19 protein-coding genes are annotated in these 26,234 nt (G+C 64.9%); 9 read left to right on the top strand and 10 right to left on the bottom strand.

The genetic code is table 11. The annotated features are described in order from the left end of the window. Window positions 1–12 precede the first annotated feature (12 nt). The 4 genes from ASE50_RS07380 to ASE50_RS07365 all read right to left on the bottom strand — a co-directional run bounded on the left by ASE50_RS07380 (window position 13) and on the right by ASE50_RS07365 (window position 4,804). Window positions 13–879: a hypothetical protein gene (locus tag ASE50_RS07380; RefSeq protein ID WP_156347341.1), complete on the bottom strand. Its 867-nt coding sequence runs from the start codon at window positions 877–879 to the stop codon at window positions 13–15. Then, window positions 876–2,246: a GNVR domain-containing protein gene (locus ASE50_RS07375; RefSeq protein ID WP_056397873.1), complete on the bottom strand. Its 1,371-nt coding sequence runs from the start codon at window positions 2,244–2,246 to the stop codon at window positions 876–878. The genes ASE50_RS07380 and ASE50_RS07375 overlap by 4 nt, the downstream gene beginning before the upstream one ends. Then, window positions 2,243–3,583 (bottom strand): AAA family ATPase, encoded by a 1,341-nt coding sequence (locus ASE50_RS07370; protein WP_056397870.1) that lies wholly within the window; start codon window positions 3,581–3,583, stop codon window positions 2,243–2,245. The genes ASE50_RS07375 and ASE50_RS07370 overlap by 4 nt, the downstream gene beginning before the upstream one ends. A 69-nt stretch (window positions 3,584–3,652) precedes the next feature. Continuing rightward, the gene (locus tag ASE50_RS07365) at window positions 3,653–4,804 is read right to left on the bottom strand and encodes a hypothetical protein (RefSeq protein WP_056397868.1); all 1,152 of its coding nucleotides are present in this window, start codon (window positions 4,802–4,804) and stop codon (window positions 3,653–3,655) included. Between the two features lie 293 nt (window positions 4,805–5,097). Between ASE50_RS07365 and ASE50_RS07360 the strand changes: the two genes are divergently transcribed. The 8 genes from ASE50_RS07360 to ASE50_RS07325 all read left to right on the top strand — a co-directional run bounded on the left by ASE50_RS07360 (window position 5,098) and on the right by ASE50_RS07325 (window position 13,684). After that, a complete protein-coding gene (locus tag ASE50_RS07360) occupies window positions 5,098–6,282 on the top strand; it encodes an outer membrane beta-barrel protein (RefSeq protein ID WP_056397865.1) in 1,185 nt (394 codons plus the stop codon). After that, complete coding sequence (locus ASE50_RS07355) at window positions 6,279–7,070, top strand: polysaccharide biosynthesis/export family protein (RefSeq protein WP_082438881.1); 792 nt, start codon at window positions 6,279–6,281, stop codon at window positions 7,068–7,070. Before ASE50_RS07360 ends, ASE50_RS07355 begins: the two co-directional genes overlap by 4 nt. A gap of 61 nt (window positions 7,071–7,131) precedes the next feature. Further along, window positions 7,132–8,670, top strand: a complete 1,539-nt coding sequence (locus ASE50_RS07350; protein WP_056397859.1) for a lipopolysaccharide biosynthesis protein — start codon at window positions 7,132–7,134, stop codon at window positions 8,668–8,670. Then, on the top strand, window positions 8,670–9,746 hold the full coding sequence (locus tag ASE50_RS07345; RefSeq protein WP_056397856.1) for a cellulase family glycosylhydrolase: 1,077 nt from the start codon (window positions 8,670–8,672) through the stop codon (window positions 9,744–9,746). Before ASE50_RS07350 ends, ASE50_RS07345 begins: the two co-directional genes overlap by 1 nt. Beyond that, entirely contained in the window at window positions 9,743–10,861 is a 1,119-nt protein-coding gene (locus ASE50_RS07340) for a glycosyltransferase family 4 protein (protein WP_056397854.1), read from the top strand. Before ASE50_RS07345 ends, ASE50_RS07340 begins: the two co-directional genes overlap by 4 nt. Before the next feature lie 267 nt (window positions 10,862–11,128). Next, window positions 11,129–12,412, top strand: a complete 1,284-nt coding sequence (locus ASE50_RS07335) for an exopolysaccharide biosynthesis polyprenyl glycosylphosphotransferase (RefSeq protein WP_056502166.1) — start codon at window positions 11,129–11,131, stop codon at window positions 12,410–12,412. Window positions 12,413–12,526: 114 nt separating this feature from the next. Then, on the top strand, window positions 12,527–13,084 hold the full coding sequence (locus ASE50_RS19670; protein WP_156347339.1) for an acyltransferase: 558 nt from the start codon (window positions 12,527–12,529) through the stop codon (window positions 13,082–13,084). 147 nt (window positions 13,085–13,231) lie between these two features. Beyond that, on the top strand, window positions 13,232–13,684 hold the full coding sequence (locus ASE50_RS07325; protein WP_162236177.1) for a PilZ domain-containing protein: 453 nt from the start codon (window positions 13,232–13,234) through the stop codon (window positions 13,682–13,684). A 4-nt stretch (window positions 13,685–13,688) separates the two neighbouring features. Here the strand turns inward: ASE50_RS07325 and ASE50_RS07320 are convergent, their stop codons facing one another. The 3 genes from ASE50_RS07320 to ASE50_RS19010 form a co-directional block, all read right to left on the bottom strand. Then, the gene (locus ASE50_RS07320) at window positions 13,689–14,999 is read right to left on the bottom strand and encodes a hypothetical protein (protein WP_056397846.1); all 1,311 of its coding nucleotides are present in this window, start codon (window positions 14,997–14,999) and stop codon (window positions 13,689–13,691) included. 144 nt (window positions 15,000–15,143) lie between these two features. After that, entirely contained in the window at window positions 15,144–17,111 is a 1,968-nt protein-coding gene (locus tag ASE50_RS07315; protein ID WP_056397843.1) for a M10 family metallopeptidase, read from the bottom strand. Then, the gene (locus ASE50_RS19010; RefSeq protein WP_162236176.1) at window positions 17,111–17,551 is read right to left on the bottom strand and encodes a hypothetical protein; all 441 of its coding nucleotides are present in this window, start codon (window positions 17,549–17,551) and stop codon (window positions 17,111–17,113) included. The genes ASE50_RS07315 and ASE50_RS19010 overlap by 1 nt, the downstream gene beginning before the upstream one ends. A 716-nt stretch (window positions 17,552–18,267) precedes the next feature. Between ASE50_RS19010 and ASE50_RS07305 the strand changes: the two genes are divergently transcribed. Continuing rightward, complete coding sequence (locus tag ASE50_RS07305; RefSeq protein ID WP_056397838.1) at window positions 18,268–19,086, top strand: hypothetical protein; 819 nt, start codon at window positions 18,268–18,270, stop codon at window positions 19,084–19,086. A 748-nt stretch (window positions 19,087–19,834) separates the two neighbouring features. On the opposite strand, the gene ASE50_RS07300 is transcribed toward ASE50_RS07305, so the two are convergent. The 3 genes from ASE50_RS07300 to ASE50_RS07290 all read right to left on the bottom strand — a co-directional run bounded on the left by ASE50_RS07300 (window position 19,835) and on the right by ASE50_RS07290 (window position 26,104). Further along, window positions 19,835–23,560 (bottom strand): Calx-beta domain-containing protein, encoded by a 3,726-nt coding sequence (locus tag ASE50_RS07300; protein ID WP_156347338.1) that lies wholly within the window; start codon window positions 23,558–23,560, stop codon window positions 19,835–19,837. Between the two features lie 235 nt (window positions 23,561–23,795). Beyond that, entirely contained in the window at window positions 23,796–24,041 is a 246-nt protein-coding gene (locus ASE50_RS07295; protein ID WP_156347337.1) for a hypothetical protein, read from the bottom strand. 143 nt (window positions 24,042–24,184) lie between these two features. Then, the gene (locus ASE50_RS07290) at window positions 24,185–26,104 is read right to left on the bottom strand and encodes an Ig-like domain-containing protein (RefSeq protein WP_056397829.1); all 1,920 of its coding nucleotides are present in this window, start codon (window positions 26,102–26,104) and stop codon (window positions 24,185–24,187) included. Window positions 26,105–26,234 lie beyond the last annotated feature (130 nt).

The raw sequence follows: 26,234 nt of genomic DNA, 5'->3' as shown, positions 1-26,234 counted from the left end.
CCTGCCAAAGGTTCACCGGATCAGGATGCTGCCGAGGACCGGCACGTCGGCCGCTTCGAGGCGCGGCAGCAGCGTGTCGAGCGCGGCGAACGGCGTCTGGGTACGCTCGACCACCAGCAGAAGCCCATCGGCCCCGCGCGCGATCGCGGCGATCATTTCGGGTGGCTGATGACCGGCGTCGATGATCGCGAAGCGATGGCCGAGGCGGATGGCGCGAATCTGTTCCACCAGCGACACGCGCTCGACCGTTTCGGGCAGCGCGGCGATCGCCGGACCGGCGGCGATCAGCGACAGGTTTGGCACCGGCGTCTCGGTCACCGTCGCTTCGCGATCCTCGGCACCGGACAGGAGCGAGGTGACGCCCTCGACCGGATCGACCGCGAACAGGCTGTGATGGGTGGGCGCGGCGAAGTTCGCATCGACCAGCAGTCCCGGCTGGCCGAGCTGCGCGACGAGCGTCGCCAGATTGGCGGCGACGCCCGGCGTATCGTCGGTGCCGACTGCCGCGACGACGATCACCCGCAGGTCGCCGCGTTCGAGATCCTCGATCGCGAACAGGCTGGACCGCAGCGCGCGCAGCTTCACCGTCAGGGGATTGTCGGGATCATAGGCGGCGACGACCGCGCGGCTGACGCCGGTGGCGTCGGGATCGATCAGCGTGCCTGCCTCGGCGCGCGTCGCCAGCGTCCGCTGCACCTGTTCGGGTGCGACGACGCCGAGGTCGACGACCGCTTCGGTGAAGCTGGCCCCGGTCCGGGCGCGATACGCCTCGATCCGGTCCAGTTCTTCGCGACCCAGCCGGTTGGCATCGATCAGCGCGGTTTCGATGTCGCTGTAGCGATCCGCCGCGGGCCGCGACGTGCTGGAACGCAACCTCATGCCGATGCTTCCTTTCCGGCAAAACCAACATGGACCGAACCCCGGCTGAGATCGGCGAGTACCGGCAGGCCGGTCGCCCGTTCGAACCCGTCGATGGTGCGCACGCGGGGCCGGCGCCATTCGAGGAACAGCGCGAGGAGGATCCCGGCGAACACGCCGCCGACGATGCCGAGCAGCAGCCGCAAGGCGACGTCCGGGCTGGACGGCAGCGTCGGTGCGGTCGCGCGGTCGAGCACGCTGACGTTGGTCTGCGGAATTTCGCTCTGCAGGCGGACTTCGTTCAGCCGCGCGGTGACCGCGTCATAGGCGGCGCGCGACGAGTCGACGTCGCGTTGCAGCACCGCCATTTCGTCCTGCGCGCTGGCCAGCCGCAGCACCCGTTCGCGCTGTGCCGCGACCAGACCACGCAGATTGGCCTCGCGTGCCGCAGCGGCGGCGCTGTCGGTACGAACCGCGTCGACGACCGTGCCGACCGCCTGACCACGCCGGGCGCGCAGTTCAGCGACCTGCGCCTGCGCGGCGACGACCAGCGGGTGGTTCGGGCCGAGCGACTGACGCAATTGCGACAATTCCGCCGACTTGGTCGCGATCTGCCCGTCCAGCCCCTGCACGACGGCGGACTGCTGGGCTGAGGACGACGACCCGACCGAGGTGTTGGCGCGGGCGCGCGACTGTGCGGTTTCGGCCTGCGCCGTGGTCATCTGTTGCGACAATTCGCTCAACTGCGCCTGTTCGATGTCGAACCGGCCAGCACCGACGAGGCCGCGTGCCTGCTGGAAGCTGCTGAGGCGACGCTGCGCCTGTTCGAGGCGGTCGCGCGCTTCGTTGATCTGCGAGCGGAACCACTGCGAATAGACACGCGCCGGATCGATGCGCAGCTGCAACTGCGTCTGGACATAGGCCTCGGCAAAGGCGGTGGCGAGCTGGGCGGCCTTTTCGGGGTCGGCGCTCTTGTAGTTGAGCGACAACACGTTGGTCGTGCGGGTAGTCACCACTTCGAGCGGGGCGACCAGCCGGCGGCCGATCCATTCGCGCAGGCCGATGCGCTGTTCGCCCGATTCGCGATAGCGCTGGATCAGGTCGGGGTCCTTGTCGTAGCCGAGCTTTTCGGCGACACGCTGCGCGACGACGCCCGACCGGATGATGTCGACCTGCGTCCCCAGCACCGATGCCGACGCCTTGGCAGCGCCGTTGCCGCCGGCGACCGGATCGGATTGCTGCAGATCGAACAGCAGCGTCGACGACGCGGTATAGGTACGCGGCGACTGCCACGTCCAGATCGCGACCGCGACGATGCATGCGATCGCGACGAGCGCGACCAGCCGCCAGCGGCTTTTCAGCGACTCGAGATAGTCCCAGACATTCATTGCATGGTTCCTTCGTCGGCGGACGACGCGGGGACGGACCCCGTCCGCGTCGTCACGCACATCGCCAGCAGCAATTGCGGCGCGAGCACGTCGTCGAACGCCAGCCGCTGCGATCCTTCCTGCATTCGCCCGAGTGCCGGGGCGAAACTTTCGATCAGATGGGGCACCTGCGCCGGATCATGGCCGTCGCGGATCAGCGCTTCGGTCAGGTCGGCGACGGTGAATTCGAGATGGGTGGCGCAGGCGCGCGCAAAGCTTTCGAGCAGCGCGATCGGATAGCGGTGTTCGCCCAGCAGCCGGGCGAACAGTTCGTCGTCGCGCGGATTGGTCGTCCGCCAGACCGCCTGCGCGCGGCGCAGCCCTTCGGTCATCGCCGCATCGTCGACCTCCTGCTGTCCGCGATCGATCGCGACCAGACAGGCCTGCAGGCTGAACAGCCGCATGTGATAGGGCGAACCGCACGCCGCCCAACGCAACGCTTCCAGCGCGCTGGGTGCCATGGTCAGACCGATGGCGTTGCTGGTCAGGCGGATGAAATTCTTAACCTCGGCATCGGCGATCGGTTTCAGCCCGACAGCGGTCAGATGGCGGCGGACCGAAGCATGGACGTCGATCAGTTCGCTGACGTCGCCCGAAATGCCGACGAACAGCAGCCGGACGCGCGAACGCATGTCGGACAGCAGTTTCAGCAGCAGCGCCAGTTGCGCCTTGGTCTCGCTATCGTCGAGCCGGTCGAATTCGTCGAGAATGAAGACGACATCGTCGCGGTCGGCCCGCGCGAGCAGCGCGGCGACTGCGCGCGGTGTCGGCGCTGCCGACAGCAGGTCGATCGCCTTCGCATATTCGTCCCCGCGCAACCCGAACGGGGCGGGGCCGAGTTCGTGGAGATAGGGCAGGATCACCTGACCGAAGTCCCCGGTGCCGGCGCACGACAGATAGATGATCGTGGCACCGCGGGCGTCGGCCATGTCGCCGAAGACGCGGACCAGCGACGTCTTGCCGCTGCCGCGCGGGCCGTGGATTACGGCGTGCATGCCCGATTCGAGTACCGTCTCGCGCAGCGTGGCCAGTTCGTGTTCCCGCCCGAACAGGTCGCGCGGATTGTCGACCGGCTGATTCGCGCCGAACAGGCGGACGGCGAGGGCGCGGGTACGCTCGATACGGCGTTCGGGCGACAATTCGGGGGTGGCGGTCCGGGCCGGTGCCGTCGGCGCGCGCGGAACCGGAGGGCGCGACGCCTGCGCCGCGACCTTCAGCGGACTGGGCAGCATCCGGCCGGTATCACCATTGAGCTTTCGCAACAGCAGACGGACGCGGCCCATCAATCGATCGAACATTCCGCCTCCTTCCCCGCGGGCCGGCGCTGGCCTGCCCGGACCTTGCATCGCATAAACGTCATCAATTGCCTATCGGTTCGAATGCGGTAGGGCGTGACCCGGCAACGCGGTGTCCGGATAGCGTTCGGGGTGCAGCAACCGTTCGCCGATCCCGTCCCATGTCGGGAAGGCGCGCGGTGCCACGCTGCCCGCTGCCGCCAGCGCATCGCGTATTGCCGCCCCGATCGATACGGCATCGTCGTTACGATATCCGAAACGCGACGTCACATCGCCGCAGGCGAAATCTGGGCAAACCGCGGGCAGGCCGAGATATTCATACTGGGCAAGCTTCAGACTGGACTCCGCCAGATATTCGACGCCGGCCGCCCGGTGATAGGGGGCGAGCCCGATCGTCGCATGGCGCAGATAGGGCAGGGTCGCGCGGAACGGCATCTCGTCGTGCAGGATGACGTTGGGCGGCACATCGAACTTCGCGCCGCTGCCGATCACGTGGAATTGCACGTCGGGAAAGGCCGGCGCGGCGATGCGGAAGAAATTCTGGTCGAACAGCATCGCCCCGACCGACACCGCGTTCACCGTGCCGGGCGCGTACGGATTGACCCCGTCGTCGACGAAATCGTCGGGATCGATGCCGAAGCCGATTCGCGTCAGCCGGTCGGTCGCCCAGCCGAAATCCTCCGCCATCACGCTGGAGCGCAGGCTGACATGATGGACCAGCGCGCCATCGACCTCCAGCCGTTGGCGGACATAGGGATGCGCCCCGACGGTATCGAGCCGGTCGGTGGCGTAATAGATGATCCGCGCGGTCGGGTTGAGCCGGCGCATCCGCCGCAGCATCACCGCCGCAACCGTCGCCTCGACCACCAGATAATCGGCCTGTGCGAACATCCGGTCGACGTCGCGATTGGGCAGTTCGGCATAGAGCGGGAACAGCGTGCCCATCACCTTGTCACCCAGCTTCGATCCCGTGGCAAAGGGGTGGAAGGCGGTGCGCCACAGATAGCAGCGGATGTTGTCGACGGTTTCGAACTGGTTGGCCCGGTCCCACAAAAACAGCCGCGAATCGCCCTTGCGCCGCGACAGGCGGCTGAACCGCGTCGACAGGAAGGTGACGTCGTACCCGGTATTGGCCAGCGCCTTGGCGATCGGATGGATGCTCGCCCGCTTCGCGGTGCGATAATCGTGAAACGCGGACACGAACACGACCCGTCCCTTGCTCATGTCGCGCTCCCTGTGGCGTGCTGCGCGCATTCTCGATCCGCGCGTTCGGCGACGCAATGGCTTGCCGCGCGCGCAGGGTCAATGGTGCGCGGGCAAAATGATGCCGCAGTGCAGCATCGGGATATACTTTTCGTGCCGCGATCGGTAGTTACGGCAACCCGATCGGGCGATCGGACCGGCTGCGTGCCGGAACTCGCCCGTATCGTAACGGTCGCGTGCGGATTTTGACCGGACGATCGGAAAGTCATAGAGCGGTGGGCCGGATGCGCCGCATCCGACAGGGAGTTCGGGGAATGAAGGGTCCAGTCGCCATCGCCGCGACCGCTGGCGCGGTCGGCCTTGTCATGGCCGCAGCACCCGCGCGGGCGCAGGAAAACAAGTTCGACCTGTCGCTGGCGCTGGTCGAAACCTACGACACCAATATCCTGCGCCTGGGAGAGCAGCGCACGAACCAGCCGACCGACAACCTGTCGACCGCACCCCGGCTGACGCTGGATTACAGCCGGCAACTGGCGCGGCAGCGGATCTTCGCCAATGGCTATGCCGGTTATGTGTGGAACAACCGGTTCGACTTCCTGAACCGGCAGGATATCGCGCTGACCGGCGGTGCCGACATCCGCGTCGGGCCGAAATGTCGGGCGACGGTGCTCGGTACCTTCGTGCAGGCACAGTCCGACCTGGAGGATCTGGGCGTCGTCATCAGCAACACGGCGACGACCACCGATTACTCGATCGCGGCCAGCTGCCCGCGCCCCTCCGGATTTTATCCGATCGCCTCGGCCGGATATTTCAAGGTCGACAACGAACGCCGCCAGTTGCGCAACCAGAACATCATCGATGGGCGCGTCGGCATCGGCTACAGCCTGCCCAGCCTAGGCACGGCGCAGTTGTTCGGTGCGTTCTCGACGATCCGTCGCGCGCGCTTCTACGATACGCCCGAGGGGCAGGTCCGCGACGTGACGCAGATCCGGTCGGCCGGTCTGCGCGTGGGACGCGACGTCGGCACCCGGATCAAGGCGAGCGGCGAGGTCGGCTATACTTCCGCCGATCCCGCATCGCCGCAGGCGACGCCGTTCAGCGGCATCACCTATTCGATCAACGCATCCTATACCCCGATCTCGCGATTCGTCCTGACGGCCGCGTTCGGCCGGTCGGTGTCGGCGCGCGGCAATTTGGGCGTCAGCTATATCCTGCGCGATCAGGTCGATTTCGGCGCACGGCTGACGATCAGCCGGCGCACGTCGTTCGGGGCCGGTGTCCAGCTGTCGCAGCGCGATTACAAGGGCGAGGACCCGTTGTTCGTCGCGGAGCCGCGTCTGTCCGATACGCAGCTTAACGCTCAGGCCGATGTCCGCTACCGATTGGCGCAGCCGATCACGCTGGAACTGGCCGCCCGGTACCGGCAGCGTACGGCCGAAAATGATTTTTACGATTATGACAGCTTTGCCACGACATTGCGGGCGATGCTGAGCATATGATGGGAAAGGATATGGGGATGAAGGCGTTCGTCAGTCTGGCCATCGCGATTGCGATGCCGTGCGCCCTCGCGCAACCCGCCGCCGCGCAGGCGACGTGGGATGGATATCGGCTGGGGGCCGAAGACCAGATCGAAGTGTCGATCTATGGTCAGGGCGGTTCGGTGACCAAGACACGCATCAAGTCCGACGGATCGATCACCCTGCCGCTGGTCGGCCGGGTCGAGGCGTCGAATCGTACGACGCAGGCGCTGGCCAGCGCGATCCAGGAACAGCTGCGTCGCGGCGGTTACGTCAACGATCCGATCGTCAATGTCGAGATCGCCGAATATGCCAGCCGCACGGTCACCGTGCTTGGCGAATTCGCCAAGCCGGGGGTGGTGCCGCTCGACCGGCCGACCCAGCTGAGCGAACTGGCGGCGCGGGCCGGCGGTCTGCGCGAAGGCGGTTCGGACATCGTCGAACTGCGCCGTGCCGGCAAGGTGACGACCTATAGCCTGACCCAGATCGCGCGCGGGCAGCAGCCCGACGTCGCGATGCAGCCGGGCGATGCGGTCTATGCGATCCCGGCACCGCAATATTATGTCTATGGCCAGATCGGCAACGCCGGCGCGTTCGCGATCGCGCCGGGCATGACCATCCGGCAGGCGCTGGCCCGTGCCGGCGGCCCGACCCTGTCGGGGTCGGAGCGCAAGGTGACGCTGTATCGCGGCGGGCGCGAGCTGGAGGCCGAATTGGCCGCACCGGTCCTGCCCGACGACGTGCTGTTCGTGCGCGAGCGCATTTTCTGATCCGGCCGGCGGGCGCTCGGTCCGGGCGTCCGCCGACCCGTTCGCATCGGTCGCGCGATCGATGAGCGACGACAGCCGTATCGACGATCGCGACCCGTTGGCGAATACCGGTCCGCCGGGGTCGATGAAGCGCACCCTGGCGGCCGGGGCGGGGTGGACCACCGCGCTGCAACTGACGTCGAAGGCGATCGAACTCGGCTTTACCGCCGTCCTCGCCCGCATCCTGTTCCCGCATGACTTTGGGGTGATTGCGGGCGCGACGATCTTCATCGAACTGGCGCTGTTGCTGGCCGAGGTCGGGATCGGCGCGACGATCGTGCAGATGCCGGGGCTGACCCGCGACGATGTCCGCGTCGCCGGCACGCTCGTGTTCCTGAGCGGCATCGGCTATTTCCTGCTGGCACAGTTGTTCGCGCCGCTGGCGGGGGCGTTTCTGAACATCGATGGTGTTACCGGTGTCCTGCGCGTGCTGGCGCTGGTGTTCGTGATCCAGTCGTTCGGGATCGTGCCCGAAAACCTGCTGGTCCGCCGTCTCGACGTGCGGCGGGTAATGATCGCGCAGGTGCTGGCGCGGATCGTCGGGACCGGTGGAGTCGGCATCGCGCTGGCATGGCTCGGCTGGGGCTATTGGGCCTTGGTGGCGGCGGCGCTGGTCGAGACGGTGGTCAAGGCGGCGTGGCTGGTCGCGATCGTTCGTCCGCCGATGCGCCCGCTCCTGACCCGCGCCGGTACGAAGCGGCTGATGGGGCGCAGCGCCGGGTTTTCGGTCGCGCGCATCCTGAACTTCTTTGCGCTGCGGTCGAACAATCTGGTGGTCGGGCGGACGATGGATGCCGCCGCGCTCGGCATCTATTCGCGCGCTTTCAACCTGATGAGCGTACCGTCCGAACTCTATACCCGCATCGCCGAACGACTGGTGTTTCCGGCGATGGCGCAGGTGCAGGACGATGCCGCGCGGTTGCGGGCGGCGTTCCTGCGCGGGACCGAACTGACGGCGGCGATCGGGATGCCGATGTCGGCGTTGCTGGCGGTCCTTGCCCCAGAAGTCATTGAAATCATTCTCGGATCGCGGTGGGCGGCGGTGATCGGGCCGTTCGCGATCCTGTGTTCGGCAAGCTATTTCCGCTTGGGTTCGAAGATCGGCGGATCGTTGCAGCGGGCCAAGGCCGCGACCGGCGCGATGATCACGAACCAGATCGTGTATCTGGCGATGGTCGTCGGCGGGGCGTTGATCGCCTATCCCTATGGCATCGAAGCCGTCGCGCTGGCAGGGAGCATCGCCGTGGTCGCATCCTATATCACCATCAACGTCAACGCGTGTCGCATCGCTGGCGTCGACCTGCGCGCGTTCGTTGCCAGCCATCTGCACGGGGTGCTGCTGGCGGTACTGAGCGTCGCGGTGGTCCTGCCGGTGGTGACGGCGTTGCGGCGGGCGGCGGCACCGGCGGTGGTGACGCTGGGCGTCGCCGGGGCGGTGCTGGCGGTGGTGGCATTGTTGCTGTTCTGGCGACGGCCGCGCTGGTTGTTGGGGGATTTTCTGGTGTCGCTGATGAACGATGCAGCCCGATCCGTTGCCCGGCGGCGGGGGGCGGTGTCGTGATGCGCGCCGCGTGGCTGCTGGCCGCCATGATGCTGGTCGCGGGATGCAATGGGCAAGGGGAGGCCCAGCCCAAGGACCCGCCGCGCCGTCCCGCGCCGCCGCCCCGCTTCGGCGTCAATCTGTCGGGAGCCGAGGGCAAGGAGAGCGATGCGCCGCGCCCGACGCTGGCCGATGTGCGCAACGCCGTCGACCGGCTGCGCTTCGGCCTGATCCGCTATCCGTTCCGCCCGAGCCGGATGATGCCCGACCGGGTCGAGGAACTGAAGGCGATCGCCGCGTTTACCGGCACGCGCCGGGTGCCGCTGATCCTCGACAATCACAATTCGCGCTGGAACCCGGTCGGCGAGCAGATCGCGTTCTGGACCGATCTGGCGCGACAATTTCCCGACGACGGGTCGGTGATGATCGATCTGGTCAACGAACCCGGCAATGTCGAGTGGATGCAATGGGCCAGCGAGGCCAAGGCGGTGATCGCCGGATTGCGCCGGGCTGGCATCCGCCATCCGATCCTGCTGCAATGGCCGGGATATTCGGGCATCCAGCGGTTCGACAAGCATGAGGCGGCCGATAGCAAGTGTCAGAGCGCGGGCTGTGCGCTCGATCGGACGCCGGGGCCGCTCGATCCGATCGACCGCACGTTCCTGAACGGCCATCGCTATTTCGATTCGGACGGTTCGGGCACGAAGCGCGATTGCACCAACGACAAGGGCGAGCCACGCATCGACAGCGGGTTCGACCGCTTCGCGAAGCAATTGCGGCGACGCGGCCTGCGCGCCTACATCACCGAATCGGCGTTCGGCAGCTATGCGGCGGTGCCGCCCGGCTGCGTGGCGGTCGGGGCCGATGCCGTCGCGCAACTGCGCGCGAACAGCGACGTGCTGCTGGGCATCACCTGGTGGGGCGGGGGCCGGATGTGGCCCGACCGCTATCTGTTCAAGATCGAATGTTCCAAGAACGATCGATTGACCTGTCCTCCATCGGAGTATCAACGGATGCTGAACCCGGCCCTTTCCACCGGCCCCGGACCGCTTCCCGGACCCGGGCCGCGCACCGACCGAGCGGAGCCGCGTCGATGACCGCCGATCGCCCCCTGTCGATCGTCCATGTCGTCCGCCAGTTCCATCCCGGGATCGGCGGCATGGAGGAATGCGTCCTGCAACTGGCGCGCTATCAGCAGCGCGACGGGCACGGCGTTCGCGTGGTGACGCTGGACACGATCTTCGACGACGATGCGACGGCCGCGCTGCCGCACCATGACGCGATCGACGGGGTCGAGATCCGCCGGGTGCCGTGGAAGGGGTCGAAACGCTACCCGATCGCGCCGGGCGTGCTGCGACATCTGAACGGTGCGGACATCGTCCATGTCCATGGCGTCGATTTCCTGTTCGACTATCTGGCGCTGACCAAGCCGATCCATGGCCGCACGCTGGTGCTGTCGACGCATGGCGGATTCTTTCACACCCAATTCGCCGGCAAGATGAAGCTGCGCTATTTCGCGACGGTCACCCGCACCGCGATGCGCGCCTATGCCGCGACCGGCGCGTCGAGCACGCAGGATCATGACCGGTTCCAGCAGATCCATCCGCGCAATTTGCGGCTGATCGAAAATGGCGTCAGCCTCGACAAGTTTCGCGGGCTGGCCGATCCGTCGGCGAACACGATGCTGTATTTCGGCCGGCTGGCACCGAACAAGGGGCTGTTCGAACTGCTGCCATGGTTCGCACGGGCGCGCGAGGTCGATCCGGCGTGGCGGCTGGTGATCGCGGGCAAGCCGATGGGCGTGGAAGCCGCCGACCTGCGCGAGCGTGCCGCCGCGGCCGGTGTCGCCGATGCGGTCGAGGTGGTGGTGACGCCGACCGATGCCGAGATCGCCGATATCGTGCGCCGGTCGTCGGTCTATGTGTCGGCGTCGAGCTATGAAGGCTTCGGCCTGGCGGCGATCGAGGGGGCGTCGGCGCATCTCTACCCCGTGCTGAACGCGATTCCCGCGTTCGAACGGACGATCGAGACGATGGGCTTCGGCCGCATCGTCGATTTCACCGATCCGGCATCGGGCGCGGCCTTTGCGCGCGACTGGCCGACGATCGACCGGCCCGATCCCGGCGCGCTGGATGCACTGCTCGACGCACGCTTCGGCTGGCGCGGGCATGTCGATGCGTTTTACGACTTGTATCGCGTTGCGGGGAAGTAAAGAGATGGTAACGCTTTCACCGTAACGCCCTTTGTACGCCCGCGTCGCACCGGACTTGCGCTGCAAGCGCAACTCATCCATGGACGCGCGGCGCACGCATGGCCTTCAAGACCAAGACCAATTACAGCCGTTAACGGCGAATAGCGGACATCGGGGATCAGGGTGACAGGAATACCAGCCGATTCCGGAACGGATATTGCTGGCGCGACCAAAAGTTCGCGTTTCTGGCTGACGCCGCATGCGCTTCGGCTGCGGCTCTATGTGATTTTGCTGGCGCTGGACATCACTGCCATCGCGTTCGGCTTCCTGTTGCCGAGCCATTTGCTGAAGTCCGATTTCAAGCTGTTCGAGCTGCTGACGGTGACCGCGATCGTCTATACCGGCATCGCGTTCAACTCGGGCGCGTTCTCGCTGCGGTCGGCGCAGGACGTATCCGTCGACACCGCGCCTGCGGTGCGGGCGCTGCTGTTCACCTATGGCGTGCTGTTCCTGCTGTCCTATTTCCTGAAGCTCGAGCGCGACCTGTCGCGCCTGCTGATCGGCATCGCGATGGTCGTCGGCACGCTGACGCTGGTCGTGTTCCGGCAGATCGTGGCGATCTACGTCGAATCGCGGCTGCGCGACCGGTTGCTGGTACAGATGCTGATCCTCGACGGGGCCGACATCGCACCGCCGCCGGGATACCGCGTGGTTCGGGCGAGCGATATCGGTCTGGTACCCGACCTGCGTGACCCGGCGATGCTCAACGCGTTCGGATCACTGATCCGCGAATGCGAACGCGTGGTGGTCGCCTGTTCCGAAGCGCGCTGCCAGGACTGGGCAATGCTTCTGAAGGGCGCGAACGTGCGCGGCGATGTGGTGGTCGATACGATCTCGCATTTCGGGGCGCTGGGCGTATCGCATATCGGCGACCGGGCGACGCTGACTGTGTCGGTCGGGCCGCTGTCGTTGCGCGATGCGTTTGCGAAGCGGGCGTTCGATCTGGCGGTATGTGTGCCCGCGCTGATCGCGCTGGCTCCCGCGCTGCTGCTGACGGCGTTGCTCATCAAGCTCGACAGTCCGGGTCCGGTGCTGTTCCGCCAGCGGCGCGTCGGACGCGGCAACGAATTCTTCGACATTCTGAAGTTCCGCAGCATGCGTGTCGAAAATTGCGACGCCGATGGCAATGTCTCCACTCGCCGCGATGACGACCGTATCACCCGCGTCGGCTATTTCATCCGCCGCACCAGCATCGACGAATTGCCGCAGCTGCTGAACGTGTTCCTTGGACAGATGAGCATCGTCGGCCCGCGTCCGCACGCGCTGGGCTCGCTGGCCGGCAATCACCTGTTCTGGGACGTCGACACGCGCTACTGGCATCGCCACGCGCTGAAGCCCGGCATCACCGGTCTGGCACAGGTGCGCGGCTATCGCGGCGCGACCAACCATGTCGAGGATCTGACCCGCCGCTTGCAGGCCGATCTGGAATATGCCGCCAACTGGTCGTTCTGGCGCGACGTCACGATCCTCGCGATGACCGTGAAGGTCGTCGTCCACAAAAACACATATTGAACCTAAATACTTATCGTTCGTTCGCCGTGAAAAGGCGGGGGAATTGATTTGAATGTATTTACGCGCGCGGCACCTTTTCTCCGGCTGCTGCTGCGGTTGCGACCCTTCGCGACCATGTTCGCAAATCTGCGTACGCCGTTTCGCGTCCTGATCTACCGGCGCGCGCGGCTGTCGATCGCCGGGCCGGTGAGCGGCAAGGGGCGGTTGGCGATCGGCAAATGCTGGCCCGGTCAGGTGTCGCGCGGGACCGAGGTCGCTGTCCGGCCCGGCGGCGCGATGCAAGTCGACGGCATCTTCGCCCTGCATCGCGGCGTCGAGATCCGCGTTGGAAAGGGCGGGCGGCTGACCCTCGGCAGCGGCTATCTGGCCGACGACGTACGGATCGATTGCCATCATGCGGTGACGATCGGCCAACGTGTCGCGATCGCCGCGCGCACCGTCATCATGGACACCGACCATCACGATCTGACCGGTTCGCGCGGGCGGACCGCGCCGGTGGTGATCGGCGACGATGTCTGGATCGGGCTGGGGGTAATGGTGCTGAAGGGCGTGACGATCGGATCGGGCGCGGTGATCGCCGCCGGATCGATCGTGGTCCGCGACGTCGCGCCCGGTATGCTGGTCGCCGGCAGTCCGGCACGCGATATCCGCCCGGTCACCTGGACGATCTGATCGCGAAATTCGCTGGTGAACAATAAAGGCGCAATGATTTACCCGCCGTTTACCAATCACCGATTAGTAACCATCAATTCGATGTGCGCAGAAAAGCTTTGGTAAGACCTGATCCGCTATCCGGTGTGGAGCCAGATGGAGGATGCCATGAGTCTTCAGGCACGCATAATTGAAGAACAGTTTGTCGGTCGTCGCGATGACGATCGTGTTTCGGTCGGTCGTGCGTGCGTATTGCGCGCTGCGGGGCGGCCGCCGGTGCATAGCGCGCTGCTCGACCTGACCCGCCACGGGTGCCGTATCCGCACCGGCCATCCGCTGGGCGTCGGCGAATCGGTCCTGCTGGGCCTTGCCGGGGTCGGCACGGTCGAGGCGACCGTGATGTGGGGCGAGGGTACCCAATATGGCTGCGAGTTCATCGGAACGTTGCCGTCGGGTGCCGTGTCCGACGCGACTCGCGGCAACGTCGTCAGCTTCGACGTCGCACCGGCTGCCCAACCGTTCAAATGGTCACCGCGCCAGCGGTTGATGACGCTGGCGGTCTATGCCGCGACGCCATGGCTGGCGATCATGGCGGCGATCCATCTGTTCCGGTCACACTGACCGGTCAACCGGCGGCGGCGTGTCGCCGGGCCATGCGCTCGCGCGGTGTCAGTCGGTGGGCTTCGGCCTGCCGACGCGCCCCTTCGTCCTGCGCCGCCAGATAGGTTGCCCGGCAATAGCCGAGCAGCAGCCAGAGCAGCGGGGCCGACTTCATCGAGAAGGTGCCGGTGCCGCCGACGAGCAGCCAGACATAGATGTACAGCGCGGACGCCCATGCCGCGCGTCGTGACATGTCCGAATTCTGGGGCACGACGACGATCAGATAGGCCCAGTAGACGAAGGCGCCCGCCAGTCCCATCGACGCGATCACGAAGCCATAGCCGGTATCGCCGGTCCGCGCGATGAGCGCGGGCACGCCGAACAAGTAATCGCCGGCATTATAGGATGTCAGATAGCGATAGGTCACGCCGAGCCGCCCGACCGGATCGTCGCCGGCGCGCCACGGGATGAACGCGAACAGTAGGAAGGTCGCGCCGATCGACACGACGGGCATCAGCCCCTGCCAATAGCGCGGCAGGCGCGGGAACAGGAAATACCCGATCAGGAACAGCGGCGCGAGCAGCGCCGACATGCGCGCATTGTTGGTGACCACGATCAGGAACACCGTCGCCAGCGCCAGTATCCGTTCGGCGAGGCTCAGCCGCTGCCACATGGTGCACAGATACACCATGATGACGATCGAGAAGCAGTTGATGCTGACCTGTTCCAGAAAGATCGACGAGGTGCGCGGCCCGTCATACAGGCCGAAGGTGAAGCGCCCGCTGTACGAGATCGTCCCGATCGCCAGCGAATTCTCGTCCATGAAATCCTTGACGACGAACCCGCGCGTCTTGGTCAGATAGCTCGCCGGCTGGAAGATCGAGGCATAGGTGTCGACGCTGCTGATTTCGAGCAGCAAGACGCCCAGCGCGATCCCGCAACCGACCGCAAAGGCGATGCGAACCATTCGTTCGTCGCAGCGGATGCCGAGGATCGTGAAGGCGGCGATGATCAGCGCGTTGCGCACCCCCTCGATCATCGGGCGTTCGAACACCAGCGACCCGATCATCGCGACCGCGACGATCCCGGCGACGAACAGCAGCGGTGCCATATCCTCGCGGCGGATGCCGTCGCGGACGAACGACAGGCCGATCGCGCTGAGGATGATGAGCAGTTCGGCGGCGATGACGATCGCGTTATTCATCGGTGCGCCCACCGCGGCGGCGGCGGCGAAAATACCGTTATAGGCGATGGCGAAGGGCGGGATCAGCGTCATCGTCCAGCGCAGCGCCGCCGAATCGCGACCGGTGCCGGCCTGGCGTGCGATGCGGTTCATCGCGCCGCCGCGTGTGTATGGCCAAACGTCACGGCGATCGATCCCTTCCCAGCGAAGTCCCGCCAATAGCAGAGCCTTGCCCGGTTTGCGAAGGGGGGAAGGGGGTGGCACGATCCCGTATCGGGGATCGTGCCACCCAGGTCGTCAGACGTCGACGCTGCCCAGGCCGACGCTCGAACCGACGGCGCTGTAGATATAGAAGCGCAGTCCGTTCTGTTCGATCATCCCGTCGAATTCCAGCGCGCGCGTACCGGAGATGGCGACCGTGCCGCCAGCGCCCGACAGGTCGAGGATGCCGTCGTTGAAGCGGATGATGCCGTCGTCATTCCCGTCGAACAACGCCGTCGTGGTGACGATGATGTCGCGTGCGGTGAAGGTCAGCGAATCGTTGCCGAGCCCGGCGATCGGGTTGGCGGTATCGAAGAAGAAGATGTCGCTGATCTTCTTGTTGCTCGACGATTTGAGGACATCGTCGCCGAAGCCGCTTTCCGCGACCTGCTGGCTGCGACCCGCGACCGGGCGGACGCGGGCGTCGCCATAATAGAAGGTGCCGTCGATGCTGCCCATCAGGCGCAGCCCGGCAGCCCCGTTCGCCCCGGTCAGCGTGACCGCGTCGCCATCGGTGGTGTCGATGGCCACCGTACCACCGCGCCACGTGATGATGCCGTCATTGTTGTTGTCGCGGAGCGCCCGATCGACCGCCAGCACGTCGCCGCGCTGCCAATCGGTCACCGTGTCGACGCCCGAGACGCCCGAGTTGCGCAACTCGAAGATATCGCGCCCCGCACCGCCGGTCAGCTTGTTGGCGACCTGGTTACCGATCAGCCGGTCGTTGCCGCCGCCGCCAATCGCATTTTCGATCGTCACGCCATACGCGATCGAGATATTGTCCTTGTACAGGCCGTTGGTCAGGCCAAGGTCATCACGCAGCGCGGTATAGGCGTCGAACGTCGCCTGCGAACGGGCGGCCAGGCCCTGTGCGGCGCGATTGGCATTGACCTGTTCGAGCGTCAGGAACGCCTCGATCCCGCCACCCGACGAAAACGCGCCGGCGTTCAGGTCGATGACCGATGGCGTGTTCCAGCCAGAGAAATCGAGCGTGTCGTTGCCACCCGCGTCGTAGACCGCGACGATCGGTGCCGCGTTCTTCGTAAAGTCGTATTCGGCGCGATTGGCGGTCGAATTGAAGCCATAGACGGTGTCACCGGTCCGCGTCGTCCGGTCGGCACCATAGATTTTCTGGATGGCGACGATGTCGTGGACCATCGGCGTCGCCGCATAGCCGAAGCGGAGATTGGCCCAGTCGATATGCTGCGCGCCGGTTTCATAGGCGCTGAAATAGCTCATGATCGAATATTGTGCCGAATCCTGCGCATAGGCGGCATCGTTGGCATAGGTGATCGGATCGGGCTGACCGTCGCCGTCGTCATCGTCGAGCGCATCATAATTGCCCGGATGGCTCAGCCCGAGCGAGTGGCCGAGTTCGTGGACGATCGTCGTCTTGGCATAGAAGCTGTCGCGGACCGGGAAGAAGTTCGAGCTGACGAAACCGTCGATCCAGACGTCGCCGCTCAGCCGGCCATAATCCTCGAACCCGTCCTGCAGCGCAGAGGCATCGAAGATGTTGCCGAACGGCAGATAGGCATAGGCCTGCGCACCACCGGTAAAGGTGTTACCGAAGGTGATGTCGGCATTGTACGACTTGGTTTCCTGAAAGCTGATCGCGATCAGATCGTCCCAAAGGGCGATGCCCGCGCGCGCCAGCATCCGCTGATCGGCGTTGAAAGCCGAAAAATCGGCGCCGTAAAACGCCTCATTCAGGGCCAGCGTGCCGGTCGCGTTGACGTAATAGCTGTTCTGCAGCTCATCGATGCTGTTCCAGAAACCGAAGTTCAGGACCCCATCGCTCAATTCGCCGTAATTGTTGTAGGTCCAGTTCCAGCCCGAACGGGTCAGGATGTTCCCCGCCTGGGTCGCCGTGGCGATCGGCTTGTTCGCATAGGTCTGACCCGCGAACGGATCGAGCGACAGCGATTCGACGAGGTCGTCGGCACCACCCAGCGGCCAGTCGCGTTCGACGGGCGTGCCGGGTACCAGAGCGCTATTCTGCATTACTTCATCTCCCCTGTAAGTCGGTGATCCGGTCGTGCGCCGCGCCATGGCAGCGCCCGGTCCAGCGCGCGTTCGGCGAGGGTCGCGAAATCCTCGCCCTCGCCGGCAACGACCGCCGGACCGTTCCATTCCCCCTGTGCATCATCCATCACGATCGATGGCCGTGCGGACATCGTGATCGCCGGCCGGCCATCGACCGGCGTCAGATCGGCGGTGAGTTGCACGCGTGCCCGATCGGTCGCATCGGTGCCGTCGATCGACACCGGCGCGCCCCGCTGCGCGGTCGCGATCAGCGTCGCGCATTGTTCGGGCGTGGCGGCAACACAGGTCAATCCGACCGATCGGACCCCGCGCCACAGCGGCGCGGCGATCGAGCGTTGCGACTGGGTGGCGGCGAAGCTGGACAGGGCGGGCGGCATGGCATTCGGCAAATCGGGCAACGCTACGCTCCCTGTACAACTGCGCGAATGATGCGCGGATTGGGGCACTGCGCAAACTGATAATTAACGATTGTTCATGAAACACCCGCAACCGTGACGAAAATGGCACAAGACTGTCCCGACACGGGAAAGTCGGGACAGTCCGGCATAATGTGCCGCACCAATCGGCTTGCATCCCGCACCAATTCTCGTAGAGCGACGCCGGGGAAAATAAGGGGTCCACGTCCGAAACGACTGGGCAAGGTTGGAGGTCGTAACGCTGACGATGTCGGCAACGCGACGTCGCGAAAGCGCATCCTTCCGCACCGGCTGGAATGGCCCGACGGTTTCGATGGAAACCGCGATTTCGGCAGCGACCGGCTGTCGCCGATGTTCCAGCGTTCCGTCAAATAAAGCTGTAGTAAAAAAATCGCATCCGAGCGGCAGCCGGTTCAGGTCGTCGCATGTTTGCGGCGGCCGAACGAACCGAAACGGATCGATACTTCATACGAGGTAGAAACGGACGGTCGCGAAGGGCGGCGTCGTCCTGCGTCAACAAAATTAGAACGTTAACGCCTGTCCTAAAGCTGGATAGGTTGGATTCCTGTTCATGTTGAACCCTTCATAATTCATTGACGGTTCACGACAATCTACGTAAATGCCCTCTTAAGCACGGTGCGCCTTCAAACGGCGGGCGTGCCGAACGATGTTTTTTTAGTATTTCAGGGAGAAACACCATGGCTGATACGGTTCCGACGTTCCGCGACAACAGCACGCTCATCACGAGCGCGACCAAGGTCGACATTCTGCTGAACAACAGTGCAGACGTTTACAACGGTAGCGCCGGCGCGACCGCATTCGTGTTCAAGGAAGGCAACGCCGGCGACGACACGCTCAACGGTTTCAGCAGCAACGATTCGATCCTGAACTACAAGCAGATCTTCGACGGCAACGGCGACGGCTTCATCCAGTTCGGCGCGAACGGCGAACTCGACATCGATCGCACCAGCCGCAAGAACGCCGGCAACGACCAGATCCAGGTCAGCGGCGATAACGGCCCCGTCACCGAACTGCGTTACCTCGGCAGCAAGGGCGGCACCGGCGACAATGGCCTGCACGTCTATGCCAATTCGGCGACGCTAAAGAACCTGTGGATTTCCGAGTTCGGTGGCCGCGCCAACGTCATGGAAAACAAGGTCGGCAACGAAACCTATGATTTCGCCGGTGCCAACAAGACCCTGCTGATCGACAACGCACTCGGCCTGAACATGGGTCAGGACGTGCTGACCAACTTCGGCGCAGGCGACAAGATTGTCACCACTGCCAAGCTGTTCGACAACACCACCAACAATGTCGTCGGTTTCGGCAAGAACTTCGTTCTCGACGTTTCGGGTTCGACGGGGCCGCAGTCGACCGATCCGAAGATGGGCCCGGGCGGCCAGATCGATATCTCGAGCCCGGACGTGACGAAGATCAAGTATGCCGGGACGGAAGTCCATGGCGGCGTGACCTACTACATCTACGAAGCACCCGACGCTTCGACCCCGCCGCTCTAAGCTGACGGCAAACCGTCGCTTCTACGGCGATCGGTAAGGGAGGCGCTGGCGAAAGCCGGCGCCTCTTTTGTTGCGCGGCGCATGGTCGACCGAACGCCGACCAACTGCCATGATGGCGGTCGTACTGCCGTATCGCGTCGAGCACGGACAATCGTTGCGGTACGATCGCGCCTGTGGCCGGCGCTCTGGCCTGCACCCGCGTACAATACGCCCGCTCTCCATTCTGAGATGGCGCGCAAGTGCGATGAAGCCGACGTCCATTTCCCGATCGTCACCCCGGGCTCGACCCAGGAGCCCGCTTCTTGCCCGCCGTCATCGAAGAACAGTGGAATCGCGGGTCAAGCCCGGGATGACGATATCGATGGTGCGTACGGCAATCGCAGGTGAATGGGTCGCGCGATCGGTTTCCCGCCGGGCAAGGCGAACACGATCTGGCGAATAGCTGCGACGGGCAGGGTGTTGACCCGGCAGGACCGGGAACGCTGGCCCAATCGCAATAGGGCAGTTGCCGATCACGTCGGAGCACCGTCGGTGCGCTGCGGGCGACCGTTGCGCGGTGGGCCGCTGGCATGTCCGCGGTTTCGTCGCGTGTCGGTCGCGATGCTTCGGTATCGCTGTCGGTCCGCGCCGCGCGGGAAAGCAAAGTCGCCCGCGGGCCGATGCTCCAACCGGATCGGAGATCGCTCCGGACGCAAAAAAGGGGCGGAACCGCAAACCGGTTCCGCCCCCTTCGTCACCGCCCGGCCGATCAGAGCAGCGCGAGCGCCTCTACCGGATCGGTGGTCGAACCGACCGTGCTGTAGATATAATAAGCCACGCCGTTCTTCATCAGCATGCCGTCATATTCGATCGTACGGACACTCGATCCGTTGACCGCTTCGATCGCGATCGAACCGCCGCCCGACAGGTCGAACACCTTGTTCGAGCCGGCCGCGATCAGGCCGTTCTTGTTGTTGTCCCGCAAGCGAACGGTGGTGACGAGGAAATCTTCGGACGAGAAGTCCTTGATCCGGTCCTTTCCGCCGGCTCCGGTCGCATCGTAGAAGAACGCGTCGCTGCCGGCACCGCCCCACATCGTGTCGCTGCCGGCACCGCCGATCAGCAGGTCGTTGCCGTCACCGCCGAACAACTGGTCGTTGCCGGCCAGCCCCTCGATCCGGTCGTCGCCACCAAGCCCCTCGATCCGGTCGATCGCGGCAGTGCCACGCAGGCGTTCGCCGAAATTGCGGAAATCGAACTGGGCGAGCGCGGGGTCATGGTCCGACAAGGCCGGGTTGGTGCCACCGCGATTGTTATAGCCGGTGTTGATATGGACGACGTCATAGCTGGCGACCGCGCCCAATTGCTGATCGACGATGACATGGTCGATCGCCTGCGACCGGCCATCGAACATATAGGTATAGCGCTCGGCCTCGGTCAGCTCGGTCACGGTCAGATTGTCGAACCGTGCGCCGCCGTCGCGGGCAGTGCCGTTGGCGTCGACATAGCCGGTCGCCGCTTCCATCGCGCGGTTGAAGTAGAATTCGTTCCAGTCGCCGCCCGCGACGATCCGGTTGTCGGACGATGCCGACTGGATCGTATCGAGCATGTGCCAGACGTCTTCGCCGATGGCGTTGCGCTTGGCCCAGCCGGCATTGGTCGGCTGACCATTGTCGATATTCTGGTCGAGCTGCCAGAATTCGCCCGATCCGCCCTTCGACGGCAGGTGGTTGGCGGCGACATAGACGTCGTTGCCGGCAAAGCTGAACTGGCCGAGCAGCGATTTGCGGGTGTTGGTCCAATCGGCGGCGTTGATCTGGCCGGCGATCTGGCTGTCGTCATGGCCGATCCGGTCGCCGGCATCGCGCACACCGTCGCCGATCCGGTCGGTAAAGGCGCGGCGCTGTTCGATCGTCGCGTCGGCGGCGAGGTCACCGAGCTGCACCCGGTTGGTATTGTAGAGAAAGCCGACGCGGATGTTGCCGTTGGGCTGGCCGCCCTCGGCATTATAGACCGGCAGTTCGTCGACCCACTGGTACCGCTGCCCCGTCGCCGCGTTGACCGCGTCGACCAGCTTCTGCCACGTCAGCGAGGCGTCGGTACCGGTCGACGAGGTGCCATCGCCCGCGGTCGCGCCGTTATTGTCCTGGATTTCCTCGATCGTCAGGATGTCGGGCGTCTTCAGATTGACGGCGATGGCATCGGCGATCGCGGTGAAGCGCGCGTCGGCATCGGTCGCGGCAAGATTTTCGACGTTGAACGTGCCGATGGTCAGCGCGCGGGCATCGGCGACGATCGTCGTCACTTCGCGCACGGGCGTCACGTCTTCCTTGATCGTCACCGGGTCGGTCACGAACAGCTTCAGGTCGGTAAAGTCGAATTCGACGATACCGGTCACGTCGCCCAGCTTGTCGCCCGCCGATGCGGCGGTGACGAGCGCCGCCGGCGCGGCGGTCGCGAAGTCGGTGAAATCGAGTTCGAGGATGTCGGGATTGGTATCGCCGTCATGAATATAGCGCCCGCCCGAACGAACGTCGTCGCGGGTATCGGCGGTATCGGGCGGCGACAGCTTCGGGTCGCCGCCGATCGTGTAGCCGCCACGGCTGTTGATCTGGTCGGCATCGGCATGGACGGCCGAATAGGCTTTCAGGAACGGCTTGCCGCCCGAAACGCCGACGAAACCGTCGGCGACCACCATGTCGGGCACGGTGACCCGCATCCCCTCGATCGTTTCGAAGAAGTCGAGCGCGTCGTTGGCCGGATCGAAACCCGCACCGCCGACCGAATCGAAGTAATTGGGCACCTCGTCGGTCAGGATCGCGCTGGGGATGGCGCGGCCGGGCGATCCGTCGAGGATCAGGGTCGGCAGATCCTGGTTGCTGGCATCCACGGTGATGCCGCTGACACCGGTCAGCACGGTGCGCGGCATGTTGGTGAACGCCTGATACTCCATCACCTGCGCGGTGACGGTCACGAGGTCGCCGACCCGCAGGTTCGGCGCAAGCGCGGCCAGCGTCGTGCCGGCGTTGCGATCGTCGCGGGCCATCACGAAGATGCCTTCGGAGGTCAGCGCGCTCGTATCCCAGTCGGCGGTCTCTTCGGTCAGGTAGAAACCCTGCCGTGCGCCGGTGCCGTCGAGCGCGGTCACCACCGCCTGTACCGTGACGGTGGTCGTCGATCGGATGTTGAAGCCGCCGACCCCGTCGGCCGTGAGGACGGGGCTGAAGAACGCCGCGCCCTGCACGTCATGGATGCGGAACAGGTCGTCGTTGACGATCGTCGCTTCGCCCAGCGAATCGGTCAGCGTCGCGCCATCGGTGGCATCGGACAGCGCGACGTAGAATTTTTCGTTGCCTTCGCGAACGGTATCGCCGTTCACCGCGATCGAGATGGTCGCCGTCTGCTGGCCGGCGGCAAAGTCGATGCGGCCGTCGGCACCGACGAAATCGCTGCCGGCGGTCGCGGTGTTGCTCATCGTCTCATAGGCGACCGAAAACGCGCCATCGCCGCCCGTGCGGGTGACGGTGAAGGTTGCCAGCGTCTGGCCCGCATCGCCCTCGACCACCGAAACGTCGCCGATCGACACCGCGGGCGCGGTGCCGTCGTCGTTCACTATCGTGCCGGTCGCGGTCGCATCGGCGATCGTCGCGCCGCCAGTGGCACCGGTCAGCGTCAGGGCGATCGTCTCATCCGATTCGCGGACGGTGTCGCCGGCGACGGTGATGGTCACGGTCTTCGCGGTCTCGCCAGCGGCGAAGGTCAGCGTGCCGGTCGGCAACGTCCCGACGATATCGCCGGCATCGGCCGATCCGAAGGTCGCGGCATAGTCGACGGTGGCTTCGCCGTCGCTGCCGCCGTCGCGGGTGACGGTGAAGGTCAGGTCGGTCGTCCCGGCATCGCCTTCTTCCACCGATATATCGGCGACGCCGAACGCCCCGGCATTGCTGCCGCCGCCGACGGTGAAGCCGCTGGCATAGGCCACGCCGGCGGTGTCGTTGGTGGTCCAGTTCTTCGTATCGGCGATCGCGGCGAGGATTTCTGCGCGGCTGCCGGTCGTCGGGCCGGTATAGGCACCGTTGTCGTCGCCGAAGGCCAGCGCATCTGCGCCGGCGGTCAGGCCGGTCGGGACCGCGCTGGTGTTCGAGCTCGTCGCGTCGCCGGCGAACGCCGTCTTGCCGTCGGCGAAGTTCAGCGCGAACAGGAAGGTCGGATTGGTGGCGCTGCCGGTATAGGCGAGGATCTGATCGCCGCTCGCCGAGGGATTGAGCATCCCGGTCAGGCCGGAAATGGTCACGACCGTCCCGATCTTCGCATCGGCGGGCACGGTATAGGAGACCGTACCTTCATTGGCACGGAAGCCGCCGGCCGCCAGCCAGCCATTGTCGGTGAAATAGAGGGTCTGCCCGGCCAGATCGGCCAGCAGGACGAATGCGAACGACTTTACCCCGGCATCGGCACCATAGCCGACCAACGCGATATCTCCAGCAACTGCCACGCCACGTCCCCTTGTGATTTGTCCGCTGGGTAGGGTGGTTACATGACAGGCATATTAATTTCCCGTAATCATAATGCTGGCCGTCCTGCTCGGTCGGTTCCGTACCACGATGCCCGAACCGTTGCGGGCAGTGGCGCACGCGCCAGTCCCGAAACGACGGCGACCGGGAACGCCATCGCGTGCCCGGTCGCCGTCGGTCATCGTCACGGACCGGGGAAGGCCCGGCCCGGCTGCGTTACGCGCTGAAACAATCGTGCATGAATGGCGGGATCGTCTGCATCCACACGCTGGCGAACGGGGTAGCGGCTTCGCCATGCGCCGCCGGCGCGGCCGCGCTGATCGCCAATACCGCTTCGGCAATGGCGCGCACTTCGCTGGGCGCAAGGATCTCACTGACCGGGTCGCCGCCCATCAGTTCGACTTCGGCAATGATGGCGCAAAGATTATCGAGATGCATGGCTTCCTCCCACCGATTCCCCATCGATAGCCTGTAAAGGTGAAGAAACGATGTGCCAAATGCGCGCGGCGCTTTTCGTTAACTTTTTCGCGCGTGCGGCACGCCGCTGAACGGCAGAACGCCGGCCCTTGCGGGACCGGCGTTCGCTAGTGTCCCGATGGGACGGTTCAGAAGCTCAGATCGCTCGCGTCGGTGCCGACCGATCCGACCAGCGAGTAGACATAGTAGGTCAGCCCGTCGCGGACGACCGATCCGTCGAATTCGAGCGAGTCGATCGCGGCACCCTTGGTATCGCTGACCAGCAGCGAGCCGGTGTCGCCGGGCAGCGCGAACTTGCCGCCGGTGGCGCTGACGATGCCGTCGCTGTTGTCGTCGGCCAGCTTCGTGGTCGTGACGACCAGGTCATGCTTGCCGAAGTTGCCGATCGTGTCGTTGCCGAGGTCGAGGCCGTGGTTGGTGTCGAAGAAGAACACGTTCTTCGACTTGTTGCGGGCGTCGCCCATGAAGGCGTCGTCGGCGGTGGTGCCTTCCTTGGCGCTCTTCGGACGGGCGCTGGCATCGGCATAGACCGCATGGCCCGCATCGTCGGTGCCGAGGAAGCGCAGCTTCGACACACCTTCGATCACGACCGTATCGCCATTCTTGCCGCCGTCGATCGACACCTTGTTCCGCGACAGGGCGATGATGCCGTCATTGTTGCCGTCGTACAGCTTGGCGTCGGTGACGAAGAGGTCGCTCTTGCCGAAGCCGACGATGCGGTCCTGACCGGTGGTGGCAGCGTTCGAGAAGTGGAAGACGTCGGCGCCGGCGGTACCCGTCAGGATTTCGTTGGCGCTGGCATTGCCATGGATCACCGACGCGGCCTGGAGCAGGTCGAGGAACGGATCGGTCGACACCGGCGGCAGAACGACCGGAGCGACGACCGGGGGCAGTTCGATCACCGGTTCCTCGATGACCGGGGCGGCCTCGATCGACAGGTCGACGGTGGCGTTCGAGTTATGCACACCATCCGATGCGGCATAGGTGAAGCTGTCGCCGCCGCTCCAGCCGGCGTCCGGCGTGTAGATGAACGAACCGTCGGCCGAGAAGGTGATCGTGCCATGGTCCGGACCGTCGAGCAGGCTGGCGGTCAGCTTCTTGCCCTCTGGGTCCTTGTCGTTCGACAGGACGTTGCCGGTCACCGCATTGTCCTGGTCACCGTCAAAGGCGTCGGCCACCGCTTCGGGGGCGAGGTTGACGACGACCGGTGCCTTGCCGGCGTCGATCTGGGCAATGGTCGACTTCAGATTGTCGGTGACGCCCATGTACAGCGTGATCTTGGTCGATTCACCGGGCTTCAGCGTGCCGAGGCCGAAGGTCAGGTTCAGCGTCTGGTCGACCGTCTTGGTATAGCCCTGCGCCTGCGACGTGTTGGTCGCTGCATAGGGATCGAGATTGACGAAGCCGTAGAAGGAAGCGGTCGCCCGGGCGTCCTGCGAATACAGGAAGAAGGGGGTGTCCTTTTGCAGCATCGCGGTGACCAGCGCGCCGTTGCCCTGCTTTTCGATCTTGTTCGCGGTGTCGTACTTGCCGGCCTGATCGGGATCGGCGGTCCGCATGTAGCGGACGTCGTTCATGGTCGTCGCCGAATTGTTGGTCAGCGTGACGTCGATCTTGATGTACTTGGCGTCATTGGCCAGCGTGATGGTCTGTGCGACGCCCAGATTGTCCTTGGTCGCGCCGTTCCAGATCGCCTTGCCTTCGGTTTCGGTGCTGGCATCGCTCAGCTTGCCGTTGATCTGGTGATAGCCGGTGAGCATCTGGTTGCTCTGCACGACCTTGTTCGAACCGATCGTGTAGCCGATGTTGAACCCTTCGATCGAACGGCCCTGCAGCAGCGCGTCGTCGAGCGTGGTCGCGTTGCCCTGGCCGAACCCGTCGAGGTCGGCGAACATGCCGACGCGCAGGAAGCCGCTGTCGGCGTCGGTCGCGAAACCGGTCGGTGCGTTCTTGGTGGTGCCAAGGTTGCCGTCGGCATTGATGCCGATGCTCAGATAAGTGCCCTGAAGATGAAGTTCGCCGTTTGCGACTGCGCTGTTCATGGTCATCGATTTTCCCCGCCGAAAATGATTGTGAAATCTCGGTGGAACTCGCGGTGAGCAGTGTCTGGACTGCTTCGCAAACCCAAGGACCATAGACACCGAATCCCTTTTCCGATGTTCTAAAGTACGAGGTTAT

The sequence above is a fragment of the Sphingomonas sp. Leaf5 genome (assembly GCF_001421155.1).
Lineage (GTDB): Bacteria > Pseudomonadota > Alphaproteobacteria > Sphingomonadales > Sphingomonadaceae > Sphingomonas.
The sequence above is the reverse complement of the archived record's forward strand: the minus strand, read 5'-3'. Positions and strand labels throughout refer to the sequence as shown.

What these genes read in the sequence shown, in the direction of transcription:
- ASE50_RS07375 (WP_056397873.1), bottom strand. Translation starts at nt 2,246, where the DNA reads ATGAATGTCTGGGACTATCTCGAGTCGCTGAAAAGCCGCTGGCGGCTG.
- ASE50_RS07340 (WP_056397854.1), top strand. Translation starts at nt 9,743, where the DNA reads ATGACCGCCGATCGCCCCCTGTCGATCGTCCATGTCGTCCGCCAGTTC.
- ASE50_RS07370 (WP_056397870.1), bottom strand. Translation starts at nt 3,583, where the DNA reads ATGTTCGATCGATTGATGGGCCGCGTCCGTCTGCTGTTGCGAAAGCTC.
- ASE50_RS07380 (WP_156347341.1), bottom strand. Translation starts at nt 879, where the DNA reads ATGAGGTTGCGTTCCAGCACGTCGCGGCCCGCGGCGGATCGCTACAGC.
- ASE50_RS07290 (WP_056397829.1), bottom strand. Translation starts at nt 26,104, where the DNA reads ATGACCATGAACAGCGCAGTCGCAAACGGCGAACTTCATCTTCAGGGC.
- ASE50_RS07295 (WP_156347337.1), bottom strand. Translation starts at nt 24,041, where the DNA reads ATGGGGAATCGGTGGGAGGAAGCCATGCATCTCGATAATCTTTGCGCC.
- ASE50_RS07325 (WP_162236177.1), top strand. Translation starts at nt 13,232, where the DNA reads ATGAGTCTTCAGGCACGCATAATTGAAGAACAGTTTGTCGGTCGTCGC.
- ASE50_RS07345 (WP_056397856.1), top strand. Translation starts at nt 8,670, where the DNA reads ATGCGCGCCGCGTGGCTGCTGGCCGCCATGATGCTGGTCGCGGGATGC.
- ASE50_RS19670 (WP_156347339.1), top strand. Translation starts at nt 12,527, where the DNA reads ATGTTCGCAAATCTGCGTACGCCGTTTCGCGTCCTGATCTACCGGCGC.
- ASE50_RS07305 (WP_056397838.1), top strand. Translation starts at nt 18,268, where the DNA reads ATGGCTGATACGGTTCCGACGTTCCGCGACAACAGCACGCTCATCACG.
- ASE50_RS07365 (WP_056397868.1), bottom strand. Translation starts at nt 4,804, where the DNA reads ATGAGCAAGGGACGGGTCGTGTTCGTGTCCGCGTTTCACGATTATCGC.
- ASE50_RS07315 (WP_056397843.1), bottom strand. Translation starts at nt 17,111, where the DNA reads ATGCAGAATAGCGCTCTGGTACCCGGCACGCCCGTCGAACGCGACTGG.
- ASE50_RS07320 (WP_056397846.1), bottom strand. Translation starts at nt 14,999, where the DNA reads ATGAACCGCATCGCACGCCAGGCCGGCACCGGTCGCGATTCGGCGGCG.
- ASE50_RS07355 (WP_082438881.1), top strand. Translation starts at nt 6,279, where the DNA reads ATGATGGGAAAGGATATGGGGATGAAGGCGTTCGTCAGTCTGGCCATC.
- ASE50_RS07360 (WP_056397865.1), top strand. Translation starts at nt 5,098, where the DNA reads ATGAAGGGTCCAGTCGCCATCGCCGCGACCGCTGGCGCGGTCGGCCTT.
- ASE50_RS07350 (WP_056397859.1), top strand. Translation starts at nt 7,132, where the DNA reads ATGAGCGACGACAGCCGTATCGACGATCGCGACCCGTTGGCGAATACC.